Source organism: Pseudomonas sp. RG1, assembly GCF_025910115.1.
GTDB lineage: Bacteria > Pseudomonadota > Gammaproteobacteria > Pseudomonadales > Pseudomonadaceae > Aquipseudomonas > Aquipseudomonas atacamensis.
In genome coordinates, this window is the sequence record NZ_JAPCIK010000052.1 from 42,194 (window position 1) to 56,476 (window position 14,283).

12 protein-coding genes are annotated in these 14,283 nt (G+C 58.9%); 9 read left to right on the forward strand and 3 right to left on the reverse strand.

From position 1 onward, the window contains the following. The first annotated feature begins 16 nt into the window (after window positions 1–16). From glpE to OK411_RS25515, 5 genes are all read left to right on the forward strand, one after another. Entirely contained in the window at window positions 17–346 is a 330-nt protein-coding gene (glpE, locus tag OK411_RS25495) for a thiosulfate sulfurtransferase GlpE (protein WP_110754832.1), read from the forward strand. Window positions 347–643: 297 nt separating this feature from the next. Further along, window positions 644–2,566 carry a PrkA family serine protein kinase gene (locus OK411_RS25500; protein WP_016772892.1) on the forward strand — a complete coding sequence of 641 codons (1,923 nt, stop codon included), beginning with the start codon at window positions 644–646 and terminating at the stop codon, window positions 2,564–2,566. A gap of 120 nt (window positions 2,567–2,686) precedes the next feature. Next, window positions 2,687–3,958, forward strand: coding sequence for a YeaH/YhbH family protein (locus OK411_RS25505; RefSeq protein ID WP_039757709.1), 1,272 nt, complete (start codon window positions 2,687–2,689; stop codon window positions 3,956–3,958). Then, on the forward strand, window positions 3,955–5,517 hold the full coding sequence (locus OK411_RS25510) for a SpoVR family protein (RefSeq protein ID WP_024014545.1): 1,563 nt from the start codon (window positions 3,955–3,957) through the stop codon (window positions 5,515–5,517). Before OK411_RS25505 ends, OK411_RS25510 begins: the two co-directional genes overlap by 4 nt. 63 nt (window positions 5,518–5,580) lie before the next feature. Further along, window positions 5,581–6,810, forward strand: a complete 1,230-nt coding sequence (locus OK411_RS25515; protein WP_264365847.1) for a multifunctional CCA addition/repair protein — start codon at window positions 5,581–5,583, stop codon at window positions 6,808–6,810. 85 nt (window positions 6,811–6,895) lie between these two features. Here the strand turns inward: OK411_RS25515 and folK are convergent, their stop codons facing one another. Beyond that, the gene (gene folK, locus OK411_RS25520) at window positions 6,896–7,414 is read right to left on the reverse strand and encodes a 2-amino-4-hydroxy-6-hydroxymethyldihydropteridine diphosphokinase (protein ID WP_264365848.1); all 519 of its coding nucleotides are present in this window, start codon (window positions 7,412–7,414) and stop codon (window positions 6,896–6,898) included. Next, entirely contained in the window at window positions 7,405–7,761 is a 357-nt protein-coding gene (gene folB, locus OK411_RS25525; protein ID WP_016772885.1) for a dihydroneopterin aldolase, read from the reverse strand. Before folB ends, folK begins: the two co-directional genes overlap by 10 nt. A gap of 74 nt (window positions 7,762–7,835) precedes the next feature. Here folB and plsY point away from each other — a divergent pair, with 74 nt between their 5' ends. After that, window positions 7,836–8,405 (forward strand): glycerol-3-phosphate 1-O-acyltransferase PlsY, encoded by a 570-nt coding sequence (gene plsY, locus OK411_RS25530; RefSeq protein WP_024014548.1) that lies wholly within the window; start codon window positions 7,836–7,838, stop codon window positions 8,403–8,405. A 23-nt stretch (window positions 8,406–8,428) separates the two neighbouring features. Here the strand turns inward: plsY and tsaD are convergent, their stop codons facing one another. After that, window positions 8,429–9,454 carry a tRNA (adenosine(37)-N6)-threonylcarbamoyltransferase complex transferase subunit TsaD gene (tsaD, locus tag OK411_RS25535; RefSeq protein WP_136493055.1) on the reverse strand — a complete coding sequence of 342 codons (1,026 nt, stop codon included), beginning with the start codon at window positions 9,452–9,454 and terminating at the stop codon, window positions 8,429–8,431. Window positions 9,455–9,653: 199 nt separating this feature from the next. Between tsaD and rpsU the strand changes: the two genes are divergently transcribed. From rpsU to rpoD, 3 genes are all read left to right on the forward strand, one after another. Beyond that, the gene (rpsU, locus tag OK411_RS25540) at window positions 9,654–9,869 is read left to right on the forward strand and encodes a 30S ribosomal protein S21 (RefSeq protein WP_002551877.1); all 216 of its coding nucleotides are present in this window, start codon (window positions 9,654–9,656) and stop codon (window positions 9,867–9,869) included. 486 nt (window positions 9,870–10,355) lie between these two features. After that, window positions 10,356–12,320, forward strand: coding sequence for a DNA primase (gene dnaG, locus OK411_RS25545; protein ID WP_076564352.1), 1,965 nt, complete (start codon window positions 10,356–10,358; stop codon window positions 12,318–12,320). Between the two features lie 67 nt (window positions 12,321–12,387). Further along, complete coding sequence (rpoD, locus tag OK411_RS25550; protein ID WP_024014550.1) at window positions 12,388–14,235, forward strand: RNA polymerase sigma factor RpoD; 1,848 nt, start codon at window positions 12,388–12,390, stop codon at window positions 14,233–14,235. The last annotated feature ends 48 nt before the right edge of the window (window positions 14,236–14,283 follow it).

Sequence of the window (14,283 nt, forward strand, 5' to 3'; positions counted from 1 at the left end):
GCTACAGGAACCCGCCATGAGCGAATTCAAACGAATCCCCCCGGAACAGGCGCAGGCCCTGCGTGAACAGGGCGCAGTCGTAGTCGACGTACGCGATCCAGCGACCTTCGCCGCGCTGCACATCAGCGGTTCCAAACATCTCGACAACCATTCGCTGCACGCTTTCATTCAAGGCGCCGATCTTGATGCACCGACCGTCGTGGTTTGCTATCACGGCAACTCCAGTCAGGGCGCAGCCGCCTATCTGGTCAGCCAAGGTTTCTCCGATGTTTACAGCATGGACGGCGGCTTTGAGCTGTGGCGTACGACTTATCCGTCGGAAACCGCGCAAGGCACCACCGAATAATTTTTTTGCGCAGCGCAGGCCCCGGCTGCCGTGGGCCTGCGCGCGGCAGACGAACGGTCTGCCACAACTAATTACGTATCTCGCCTTTACCTCTCGAATTCCCAACTATCCTTAAGCGCAGGCCATCCAAATCAGGGGAGAGCCGGTACACCGGCGCGCGGATCATCGGGAGTAGCTTTCGCGGTTTGTCGACCGTGGGAGAATTCTGGGGGGTAAACAGCAGCTGCCACCAGCGACTGCTGCCAGCATCGACTGAGTGATCCGGCGTCGGCTCCACGTATCGAGCGAGGTGACGTCATGAGTATCTTTAGCCACTTCCAACAACGCTTCGAATCCACACGCCAGGAAGAACTCTCTCTGCAGGAGTACCTGGAGCTGTGCAAAAACGATCGCAGCGCCTACGTTTCCGCCGCCGAGCGTCTATTGATGGCGATCGGCGAACCGGAACTGCTCGACACTTCGACCAATTCGAGGCTGTCGCGCATCTTCTCCAACAAGGTGATCCGCCGCTATCCGGCCTTTGAAGACTTCCACGGGATGGAAGAATGCATCGACCAGATCGTCTCGTATTTCCGCCACGCTGCCCAAGGCCTGGAAGAGAAGAAACAGATTCTTTATCTGCTCGGCCCCGTCGGTGGCGGTAAATCGTCCCTGGCCGAGAAGCTGAAACAGCTGATGGAGAAGGTACCTTTCTACGCCATCAAAGGCTCGCCGGTCTTCGAATCACCTCTGGGTCTGTTCAACGCCACTGAAGATGGCGCGATCCTTGAGGAAGATTTCGGCATTCCACGACGCTACCTGAACACCATCATGTCGCCTTGGGCGACCAAACGCCTGGCCGAATTCGGCGGCGACATCAGTCAGTTCCGCGTGGTCAAGCTGTATCCGTCGATCCTAAATCAGATTGCCGTGGCCAAGACCGAACCCGGTGACGAGAACAACCAGGACATCTCGGCGCTGGTCGGCAAGGTCGATATCCGCAAACTCGAAGAATTCCCGCAGAACGACGCTGACGCCTACAGCTACTCCGGTGCGCTGTGCCGAGCCAACCAGGGCTTGATGGAATTCGTCGAAATGTTCAAGGCGCCGATCAAGGTGCTGCACCCATTGCTGACCGCTACTCAGGAGGGCAACTACAACAGTACCGAAGGCCTCGGCGCGATTCCCTTCACCGGGATTTTGCTGGCTCACTCCAACGAGTCGGAGTGGCACACCTTCCGCAACAACAAGAACAACGAGGCGTTCATCGACCGGATCTACATCGTCAAAGTGCCGTACTGCCTGCGCGTCAGCGATGAAGTGAAGATCTACGACAAACTCCTGTTCAACAGTTCCTTGTCCAAGGCGCACTGCGCACCGGACACCTTGAAAATGCTTGCGCAATTCACCGTGCTGTCGCGCCTCAAGGAGCCGGAAAACTCCAACATCTATTCGAAGATGCGCGTCTACGACGGTGAAAACCTCAAGGACACTGATCCGAAGGCCAAATCGATTCAGGAGTATCGCGATTCGGCCGGTGTCGACGAAGGCATGAACGGTCTGTCGACCCGCTTCGCCTTCAAGATCCTCTCCAAGGTGTTCAACTTCGATCCGCATGAAATCGCCGCCAACCCAGTGCACCTGCTCTATGTGCTGGAGCAGCAGATCGAACAGGAACAGTTCCAGGCCGAAACCCGCGAACGCTACCTGCGCTATCTGAAGGAATACCTGGCGCCGCGCTACATCGAGTTCATCGGCAAGGAAATCCAGACCGCTTATCTGGAGTCCTACAGCGAATACGGTCAGAACATCTTCGACCGCTACGTGCTGTACGCGGATTTCTGGATTCAGGATCAGGAGTATCGCGACCCGGAAACCGGCGAGATTCTCAACCGCGTGGCGCTGAACGAAGAACTGGAGAAAATCGAGAAACCGGCCGGGATCAGCAATCCGAAGGATTTCCGCAACGAAATCGTCAACTTCGTCCTGCGCGCCCGGGCCAACAACAACGGCAAGAACCCGACCTGGCTCAGCTACGAAAAACTGCGGGTGGTCATCGAGAAGAAAATGTTCTCCAACACCGAAGACCTGCTGCCCGTCATCAGCTTCAACGCCAAGGCCAGCAAGGAGGATCAGCAGAAACACAACGACTTCGTTACGCGAATGGTTGAACGTGGCTACACCGATAAACAGGTACGCCTGCTGTCCGAATGGTACCTGCGGGTCCGCAAGTCGCAGTGAGGCAGCTGCAAGCTATAAGCCACAAGCTGCAAGAACTAAGCGCGTGAACCCGAAAATACGGGGCATTCGCTTCTACTTGCAGCTTGCAGCTCAAAACTTGAAGCTCCCCGGAGGGGCCTTATGAGCTATGTGATCGACCGACGCCTCAATGGCAAGAACAAGAGCACGGTGAACCGTCAGCGCTTTCTGCGGCGATACCGTGATCACATCAAAAAGGCTGTCGAAGAGGCAGTCAGTCGCCGCTCCATTACCGATATGGAGCACGGTGAACAGATCAGCATTCCCGGCCGCGACATTGACGAACCGGTGCTTCATCACGGACGCGGCGGCAAACAGACCGTGGTGCATCCCGGTAACAAAGAGTTCACGGCCGGTGAACATATCGCTCGTCCACCGGGAGGCGGCGGTGGACGCGGTCCGGGCAAGGCGGGGAATTCCGGCGAAGGCATGGACGAGTTCGTCTTCCAGATCACGCAGGAAGAGTTTCTCGAATTCATGTTCGAAGACCTGGAACTGCCGAACCTGGTCAAACGCAACCTGACCGGCACCGACACATTCAAAACCGTACGCGCCGGGATCAGCAACGAGGGCAATCCGTCGCGGATCAACATCATCCGCACCCTGCGCTCAGCGCATGCGCGTCGTATTGCCCTGTCTGGCAGCAGCCGCGCGAAATTGCGCGAAGCCAAGGAAGAGCTGGCACGGCTCAAGCGCGAAGAACCGGACAACTTCGGCGATATCCAGGAACTCGAGGCTGAAATTGAAAAACTCAGCGCACGCATCCATCGCGTGCCGTTCCTAGATACCTTCGACTTGAAATACAACCTGCTGGTCAAGCAACCCAATCCCAGTTCCAAAGCAGTGATGTTTTGCCTGATGGACGTTTCCGGTTCGATGACGCAGGCGACCAAGGACATCGCCAAGCGCTTCTTCATCCTGCTGTACCTTTTCCTCAAGCGTAACTACGACAAGATCGACGTGGTGTTCATCCGTCACCACACCAGCGCCCGGGAAGTGGACGAAGAGGAGTTTTTCTATTCTCGTGAGACCGGCGGCACCATTGTTTCCAGCGCCCTGAAGCTGATGCAGGAAATCATGGCCGAGCGCTATCCGAGCAACGAGTGGAACATCTACGCCGCTCAGGCCTCCGACGGCGACAACTGGAACGACGATTCGCCGATCTGCCGCGACATCCTGATCAACCAGATCATGCCGTTTGTGCAGTACTACACTTATGTGGAGATCACCCCGCGCGAACACCAGGCCCTGTGGTACGAATACGAACGCATCGCCGAAGCCTTCTCTGACACGTTTGCCCAGCAGCAACTGGTCTCGGCCGGAGATATCTATCCGGTCTTCCGTGAACTCTTCCAGCGCAGGTTAGTGACATGACCGCCAAAGAGCAGAAACGCCAACCCATTTCCACCGGCTCCGAATGGACATTCGAGCTGATCCAGACCTACGACCGCGAAATCGCCCGGATCGCGGCCCGTTATGCACTGGACACCTATCCCAACCAGATCGAAGTGATCACCGCCGAGCAGATGATGGACGCCTATGCCTCGGTGGGCATGCCGCTGGGCTATCACCACTGGTCCTACGGCAAACACTTCCTCAGCACAGAGAAATCCTACAGTCGCGGGCAGATGGGTCTGGCCTACGAGATCGTAATCAACTCCGACCCGTGCATCGCCTATCTGATGGAAGAAAACACCATCTGCATGCAGGCGCTGGTGGTGGCCCATGCCTGCTATGGCCACAACAGCTTCTTCAAGGGCAACTACCTGTTCCGCACCTGGACCGATGCCAGTTCGATCATTGATTACCTGGTGTTCGCCAAGCAGTACATCATGCAGTGCGAGGAACGCCACGGCATCGACGCCGTGGAAGATCTGCTCGATTCCTGCCATGCCTTGATGAATTACGGCGTCGACCGCTACAAGCGTCCGTATCCGATCTCCGCCGAAGAAGAGCGCCGGCGGCAAAAGGACCGTGAAGAGCACATGCAGAAGCAGATCAATGATCTGTGGCGCACCATTCCCAAAGGCGCGGACAAATACAGCGACAAGGACAACGCCCGCTTCCCGGCCGAACCGCAGGAAAACATCCTCTATTTCATCGAGAAACACGCGCCACTGCTGGAACCCTGGCAACGCGAAATCGTGCGCATCGTGCGCAAGATCGCCCAGTATTTCTATCCGCAGCGCCAGACCCAAGTCATGAACGAAGGCTGGGCAACGTTCTGGCATTACACGCTGATGAATGATCTGTATGACGAAGGCCTGGTCACCGACGGCTTCATGATGGAATTCCTCACCTCGCACACCAGCGTGGTGTTCCAACCGGGTTTCGACAGTCCGTACTACAGCGGCATCAACCCCTATGCGTTGGGTTTCGCCATGTACCGCGACATTCGGCGCATGTGCGAAGAGCCTACCGAAGAGGATCGCCGCTGGTTCCCGGACATCGCCGGTTCCGACTGGCTGTCGACCATCAAGTTCGCCATGAGCAGTTTCAAGGACGAGAGCTTCATCCTGCAGTACCTGTCCCCCAAGGTGATCCGCGATCTGAAGCTGTTCAGCATTCTCGATGACGACCAGAAAGACGACCTGCTGGTGCCGGCCATCCATGACGAGGGCGGCTACCGGATCATCCGTGAAACCCTGGCCGCGCAGTACAACCTCGGCAATCGTGAGCCGAACGTGCAGATCTACAGCATTGATCGGCGCGGCGATCGCTCGCTGACCCTGCGCCATCAGCAACACGATCGCAAACCATTGGGCGACTCCACCGAGGAAGTGCTCAAGCACCTGCACCGGCTCTGGGGCTTCGACATTCATCTGGAAACCCTGCAAGGCGACCAGATCATGAAAACCCATCACGTGCCGCCGCGCAGTGAACACAGCGAGGGCGATTACGGCCGGCTCGATCTGGCCGTGATTCATCTTTGATCCGGTTCTGGCCTCCGAAAGTCTGACGCAAGGGTTATCCTGTCGGACTGACGGAGGTTTTTTATGCAGGTTTACAAGGTTGGCGGCGCGGTACGTGATCGCCTTTTAGGGTTGCCGGTCACTGATGTCGACCGGGTCGTGGTCGGTGCAAGCACTGAAGAAATGCTCGCCAAGGGATTCCGCCCGGTCGGCGCAGATTTCCCGGTGTTTCTGGACCCCAAAACCGGTGAGGAATATGCCCTCGCCCGCACGGAGCGCAAAAGCGGTCGCGGTTACGGCGGTTTCACTTTCTACGCGAGTCCCGAAGTCACGCTCGAAGAAGACCTGATTCGCCGCGACCTGACGATCAATGCCATGGCCGAGGACGATCAGCTCAACCTGACCGATCCGTACCATGGCCAGCGCGATCTTGAAGCACGAATCCTTCGCCATGTTTCCCCGGCATTCGCCGAAGATCCCTTGCGAGTACTGCGCGTTGCCCGCTTTGCCGCACGCTACGCAGGATTGGGCTTTACGGTCGCCGACGAAACCATGGATCTGATGCGCCAGCTCAGTGAGTCCGGCGAATTGCAGGCGCTGACCGCTGAGCGCAGTTGGAAAGAGATTTCCCGCGCACTGATGGAAGACCGTCCACAGGTGTTCATCCAGGTCTTGCGCGACTGTGGCGCACTCAAAGAGCTAATGCCGGAAGTCGACGCCTTGTTCGGCGTGCCGCAGCCAGAGACCCATCACCCGGAAATCGACACGGGCCTGCACACCCTGAGCGTGCTGGAGCAATCATCCCTGCACAAACAACCACTGACAGTGCGCTGGGCCTGCCTGCTGCACGACTTGGGCAAAGGCCTGACGCCGGAAGAAGAATGGCCCAGGCATATCGCCCATGAGCACACCGGGCTGAAGCTGATCAAAGCGGTCAACGAGCGCTTCAAAGCCCCCAAAGACTGTCAGGAACTGGCGCTGCTGGTCGGGCAATACCACACCCATGGGCACCGGGCGCTGGAGCTGAAAGCCTCGACGCTGCTGGAGCTGCTGCAGAGTTTCGATGTCTACCGACGGCCGCAGCGCTTCGAGGAGTTTATCGCCGCGTGCGAGATGGACGCTCGGGGCCGCAAAGGCCTGGAGCAGCGCAGTTATCCACAGGCGGATTATTTGCGCGGAGCGGCGAAAGCCGCGCGGGAAGTGGCCGTGCAGCCGTTGCTGGAGCAGGGACTCAAGGGGCCGGAACTGGGCGAAGCGCTGAAGCGGGAACGACTGAAGGCGTTGAAAGCCTACAAAGAGGCGGCGACAGCCTGATAAAAAACTTCGCGAGCAGGCTCGCTCCCACCGGAGACCTCGATCCCATGTGGGAGCGAGCCTGCTCGCGAAAACGTAAGTCAGATCAACGCAAATCTGGAGGGGTTAATTGCTCCCCCCGCCACTCGAACTCCACCGGCGCCAACACCTGATCAATCTGCGCCTCAGCCCACAACATCGCAAAGCTCTTGCCCACCCCCGGATGCACCCGCTCCGGCGCAATCAACGACAACGGCCACAGCACAAAGGCATTTTTCAGAATTTCCGCACGCGGCAGTACCAATCCGTCGAACTTACCGACCAGATCGCCATACAGCAGCACGTCGATATCCAGCGGCAAGCCCTTGCGATCCGGGGCATAACGACCGTTGTCCGCCTCGATGAATTTCAAGCGCCGATCGAGCTCCATCAACGGCAGGTCCGTGTAGGCCGAGACCACGAAATTGAAGAATGGCCCGCTCTTGATGCCCACCGGCTGGCTCTCGAACACCGCCGAACATCGGATATCCACCAGGAACGTGGCCAGCGCATCGAGACCGGCGCGCAAATGGGTTTCGCGCTCGATATTGCTACCGAGCCCGAGGTAGACCTGAGTCAGCGACATCCGCGCTCGATCTCCACACCCACACCACCCTTGGCGGCCGGAACGGCGCCCGGCTTGGTCAGTTTCAGTCGCACCCAGGTGATCTTGAATTCGGCCATCAGCACTTCAACCAGACGCTCGGCAAAGGTTTCGACCAACTGGAACTGCGCCTGCTCGGCGAAGGCCTGAATGCGCGTGGAAACACTGGCGTAATCGAGCGCCAGGGTCAGGTCGTCGCCGGCGGCGGCCGGGCGATTGTCCCAGGCGAAGCTCAGATCAAGACGCAGGCACTGACGGATGCCACGCTCCCAGTCGTAGGCACCGATCACGGTGTCGACTTCCAGGCCCTCGATAAACACTCTGTCCAAGCACTTCTCTCCGCTGCACGACAAGGGCGCGATGCGCCGTTAGAATCAGGGCGTCCTCGCCCGGAATAGTTAGCATGTTTTGGTTACTGGCGATTCTCGCCTACCTGCTCGGCTCGCTGTCCTTCGCCATTTTGCTCAGCCGCCTGACCGGAAATCCGGATCCGCGAATGAGTGGCTCGGGTAATGCCGGCGCCACCAACATGCTGCGCCTGGCCGGTCGCAAACTGGCGATCCTGACCCTGCTCGGTGATCTGTGCAAAGGCCTGCTGCCGGTGCTGATCGCCTCGAGCGCAGGCCTCTCACTGCAGGATCAGGCGTGGATTGGCGTGTGCGCCGTGATCGGTCACCTGTTCCCTTTGTACTTTCGCTTCCGCGGCGGCAAAGGCGTTGCCACTGCCGCTGGCATGCTGCTCGGCCTGTATCCACCCGCCGCGCTGCTGGCGGTGTGCGCCTGGCTGCTGACGTTCTACCTGACCCGCACCAGCTCGCTGGCTGCGCTGATTGCCACGCCACTGACCCTGCCGTTGCTGGCCTGGCAAGAGCCGGAAGCCTTGCTGCCAATGAGCGCGCTGACCTTGCTGATTGTCTGGCGCCATCGCGGCAATCTACGCGACCTGTTTGCCGGGCGCGAACGGCATTTCTGACTGCCGTCCGTGAGCGTCGCTCATTACAGCGCCGACAACTGCTCCATTGGCCAGCGTGCCTGCACGGTGATTGCCAGACTTTCCTGCTGACCGGCCTTCAGGCGCTGGCAACCGGCAAACGCGATCATCGCGCCATTGTCGGTGCAGAACTCCGGGCGCGCATAGAACACAACGCCCTTCATATCGCCGAGCATCTTTTCCAGCGAAACCCGCAACGCCTTGTTGGCGCTGACGCCGCCGGCAATCACCAGCCGCTTCATGCCTGCCTGTTTCAGGGCGCGCTTGCACTTGATGGTCAAAGTCTCCACCACGGCCTGCTGGAATGCCAGCGCGATGTCGCACCGGGCTTGCTCGCCGTCGTCCCCGGCGCTGACGCATTGCTGCCAGGTGTTGAGGGCGAAGGTTTTCAAGCCGCTGAAGCTGAAGTCCAGACCTGGGCGATCACACATCGGACGCGGAAAAGTGAAACGTCCTGCGACGCCCTTCTCGGCCAGCTTGGCGATTTCCGGCCCGCCGGGGTAATTGAGGCCCATCATCTTTGCGGTTTTGTCGAAGGCTTCACCGGCCGCATCGTCGAGCGTCTCGCCGAGCAGGCTGTACTGGCCAATGCCATCGACCTGAACCAGCTGTGTATGACCACCGGAAACCAACAAAGCGACGAACGGGAATTGCGGCGGTTTCGGCTCCAGCATCGGTGCCAGCAAGTGGCCTTCCATGTGGTGCACGCCAAGCGCCGGAATGCCCCAGGCAAACGCCAGCGCCTGCGCGCAGGACGCACCGACCAGCAGCGCGCCGACCAGGCCAGGACCTGCGGTGTAGGCGATAGCGTCGATCTCGGTCGGCACGCAGTCGGCCTCGGCCAACACCTGACGGATCAAGGGCAGCATGCGTTTGACGTGGTCACGCGAGGCCAGCTCCGGCACCACACCGCCATAGACGCGGTGCAGGTCGATCTGACTGAACAGCGCGTCGGCCAGCAGACCGCGTTCACTGTCATACAATGCGACGCCGGTTTCGTCGCAGGAGGTTTCTAATCCCAGTACTAGCATGGGTTTGCGCCTTGTTTAGGCTGAATTCGAAGGCGCGCATAATAGTCGCCACGTGATGCCCCGACCAGCGGTTTTCGATCAGAGGCTTTGCATTCCGAGCGATGAGGGGTTAACATCCGCAACCCTTAAAAACCGACGTCTTCAAGTGCTCTTTTGCCGCGAGGATGTTGACCCCGGTAATGAATGAAGGTAGCTCTGGATGCCAGCCGTCAAAGTAAAAGAGAACGAACCCTTCGACGTAGCTCTGCGTCGTTTCAAGCGCTCCTGCGAAAAAGCCGGTGTACTGGCTGAAGTTCGTAGCCGCGAATTTTACGAGAAGCCAACTTCTGAGCGTAAGCGCAAAGCAGCAGCCGCTGTTAAGCGTCACGCCAAGAAAGTTCAGCGCGAACAGCGCCGCGCCGTTCGTCTGTACTAATCCACAGACGTTCGTAGCAAGCTTCTTGCCTAAGCCCGGCCCTCAGCCGGGCTAATGGCATTTGCGTAAAACGCTTGATGATTCACCGTCGACGCCGCCGATGCGACCGAGACAAATCTGCTTCACCGCGTCAGGCCTGGCTCTTTTGCCAGCGGTGCACGTCTTTTCTGACGAGCCTTTCAAGGCTACTGACGAGCACACCCACTGATTCCTCTTACGACGATCAGCCCAAGGCACCTGCATGCGTGCCCGCTTTATTGAGCTATCCGAGGCCAACAACCGGCCGTCAGCGGATTCAGCGCAACACTTTCAAATAGTCGAAGACTGATAGGTACTAACGTCAGTGGATTTTCGGCAGATACACTTCCCGACAGCGATCACGCAGACGACACCGGTCGAGCCGCACTTTTTGTGCGTTTCCAGCAATGGCCCGCGTCCGACAGCCTGTCGCAACGGATTTATTGCAGCGCAGACGACGAGAACGCCATGGCCGGGCTGATTCCCCAGAGCTTCATTGACGACCTGCTGAACCGCACCGACATTGTCGACGTGGTCAGCTCGCGCGTGCAATTGAAGAAGGCCGGCAAGAACTACACCGCCTGCTGCCCGTTTCACAAAGAGAAAACCCCGTCGTTCAGCGTCAGCCCCGACAAGCAGTTCTATTACTGTTTCGGCTGCGGCGCTGGCGGCAACGCCCTCGGCTTTCTCATGGATCACGACAACCTGGACTTCCCCCAGGCCGTCGAAGATCTGGCCAAAGCCGCCGGCATGGAAATCCCCCGCGAAGAAAGCGGCCGCGAGCGTAAGCCGCGTCAGCCGACCGATTCGCCGCTGTATCCACTGCTCACCGCCGCCGCTGATTTTTACCGGCAGGCACTCAAGAGCCATCCGTCGCGCAAGGCTGCGGTGGATTACCTCAAGGGCCGCGGCCTGACCGGCGAGATCGCTCGGGATTTCGGCCTCGGCTTTGCGCCGCCGGGCTGGGACAACCTGCTCAAGCATCTGAGCAGCGACACCCTGCAACAGAAGGCCATGATCGAAGCGGGCCTGCTGATCGAGAACGCCGAAACCGGCAAGCGCTATGATCGCTTCCGCGATCGTGTAATGTTCCCGATCCGCGACACCCGCGGACGGATCATCGCCTTCGGCGGTCGCGTACTGGGCGACGACAAGCCCAAGTACCTGAACTCACCGGAAACCCCGGTATTCCATAAAGGCCAGGAACTCTACGGCCTCTATGAAGCGCGCAAGAACAATCGCAACCTCGATGAAATCATCGTTGTCGAGGGTTACATGGACGTCATCGCCCTAGCTCAGCAAGGCTTGCGCAATGCCGTCGCCACGCTGGGTACCGCAACCAGCGAAGAACACCTCAAGCGCCTGTTTCGCGTCGTGCCGAACGTATTGTTCTGCTTCGACGGCGACCAGGCGGGCCGCAACGCCGCGTGGCGCGCACTGGAAGCGACCCTGCCGTGTCTGCAGGACGGTCGTCGCGCGCGGTTCCTGTTTTTGCCCGAAGGCGAAGACCCGGACACCCTGGTTCGCGCCGAAGGCACCGACGCATTCAAGGCGCGCATCAATCAGCACGCGCAGCCGCTGGCCGATTATTTTTTCCAGCAACTGACCGAAGAAGCCGACCCGCGCTCGCTTGAGGGCAAGGCGCACATGGCCACCCTCGCCGCACCATTGATCGACAAGGTGCCGGGAGCGAACCTGCGCATCCTCATGCGTCAGCGACTGACCGAGATTACCGGCCTGAGCAGCGAGACCGTCAGCCAATTGGTTCAGAGTGCGCCGCAGGAAGCACCGCCCGCCTACGATCCGGGCTTCGATTACGACGCCATGCCGGACTACAGCGACTACCATCAGCCGCAGGCACAGGACATGTACGCGCCGCAGCAGGAATGGACGCCGAAGAAACCCGGCGCCGGCGGCAAGAAGTGGGACAAGAAACCTTGGGACAAGAACGGCAAGCGTGGTGGCGATCGCGAACAGCAGCGCCCGCGCACGCCGATTGGCGTTGAATCGCCAACCCTGACGGCATTGAGAACATTGCTCCATCATCCGCAACTGGCCAAGCGCGTCGAAGACGCCGGGCACATTGCCGATGAAAATCAGACCAACGCCCAGTTGCTTGTGGCGCTGCTCGAAGCCGTACAGAAGAATCCCAAGCTAAACTCATTTCAGTTGATCGCGCGATGGCACGGCACTGAACAGGGTCGCTTGCTCAAGGCACTGGCAGAAAAGGAATGGCTGATTGACGGAGATAACCTTGAACAACAGTTTTTCGACACCATTACTAGCTTGTCCGCCCGCCAACGCGAGCGAAATCTCGAACAGTTACTCAGGAAAGCGCGGCAAAGCGAACTGAGCGTCGAAGAGAAAAATCAACTGCGCGACCTTTTAAGTCGCAATGTTTCCGCATCAAACCCGACCTCAACTGGCGCGTGAGGTCATAGCTCAGGTATAATCCTCGGCTTGTTTTTTGCCCGCCAAGACCTTCAGTGGATAGGGTGTTATGTCCGGAAAAGCGCAACAGCAGTCTCGTATTATTGAGTTGATCAAACTGGGTCGTGAGCAGAAGTATCTGACTTACGCCGAGGTCAACGACCACCTGCCCGAGGATATTTCAGATCCGGAGCAGGTGGAAGACATCATCCGCATGATTAACGACATGGGGATCCCCGTACACGAGAGTGCTCCGGATGCGGACGCCCTTATGTTGGCCGACGCCGATACCGACGAGGCCGCTGCGGAAGAAGCAGCCGCTGCGTTGGCGGCGGTGGAGACCGATATCGGTCGCACCACTGACCCGGTGCGCATGTACATGCGTGAAATGGGTACGGTCGAGCTTCTGACCCGTGAAGGCGAAATCGAAATCGCCAAGCGGATCGAAGAAGGCATTCGTGAAGTGATGAGCGCAATTGCGCACTTCCCTGGCACGGTTGACCACATTCTCTCCGAGTACACCCGCGTCACCACCGAAGGTGGTCGCCTGTCCGACGTCCTGAGCGGTTATATCGACCCGGACGACGGCATCGCGCCGCCTGCGGCAGAAGTGCCGCCGCCGGTTGACCCGAAAGCCGTCAAGGCTGACGACGACACTGACGACGATGATGCCGAATCTTCCGACGACGAAGAAGAAGCCGAAAGCGGTCCGGATCCGGTCATCGCTGCACAGCGCTTCGGCGCCGTCGCCGACCAGATGGAAATCACCCGCAAGGCCCTGAAAAAGCACGGTCGTCACAACAAGGCAGCGGTTGCCGAGCTGCTGGCCCTGGCCGAGCTGTTCATGCCGATCAAACTGGTGCCGAAGCAATTCGAAGCCCTGGTCGAGCGTGTGCGCAGTGCCCTGGATCGTCTGCGTCAGCAAGAGCGCGCGATCATGCAGCTGTGCGTACGTGATGCACGTATGCCGCGCGCCGATTTCCTGCGTCAGTTCCCGGGCAACGAAGTCGACGAAAGCTGGTCCGACGCGCTGGCCAAAGGCAAGAGCAAGTACGCCGAAGCCATCGGTCGCGTGCAGCCGGACATCATCCGTTGCCAGCAGAAGCTGATTGCGCTGGAAACCGAGACCGGTCTGACCATCGCAGAAATCAAGGACATCAACCGTCGCATGTCGATCGGTGAGGCCAAGGCCCGCCGCGCGAAGAAAGAGATGGTTGAAGCCAACCTGCGTCTGGTGATCTCGATCGCCAAGAAGTACACCAACCGCGGCCTGCAATTCCTCGATCTGATCCAGGAAGGCAACATCGGTCTGATGAAGGCGGTGGACAAGTTCGAATACCGTCGTGGTTACAAGTTCTCGACTTATGCCACCTGGTGGATCCGCCAGGCGATCACTCGCTCGATCGCCGACCAGGCCCGCACCATCCGTATTCCGGTGCACATGATCGAGACGATCAACAAGCTCAACCGTATTTCCCGGCAGATGTTGCAGGAAATGGGTCGCGAACCGACTCCGGAAGAGCTGGGCGAACGCATGGAAATGCCTGAGGACAAGATCCGCAAGGTACTGAAGATCGCCAAAGAGCCGATCTCCATGGAAACCCCGATCGGTGATGACGAAGACTCCCATCTGGGCGACTTCATCGAAGACTCGACCATGCAGTCGCCAATCGATGTCGCCACGGTGGAAAGTCTGAAGGAAGCGACTCGCGAAGTGCTGTCCGGCCTCACTGCCCGTGAAGCCAAGGTACTGCGCATGCGTTTCGGTATCGACATGAACACCGACCATACGCTCGAAGAAGTTGGCAAACAGTTTGACGTAACGCGTGAGCGGATCCGTCAGATCGAAGCCAAGGCGCTGCGCAAGCTGCGCCATCCGACGCGAAGCGAGCATCTGCGCTCCTTCCTCGACGAGTGATACCAGAACCCCCGGCCCAGGCCGGGGGTTTTGTTTTATGGCAGATTA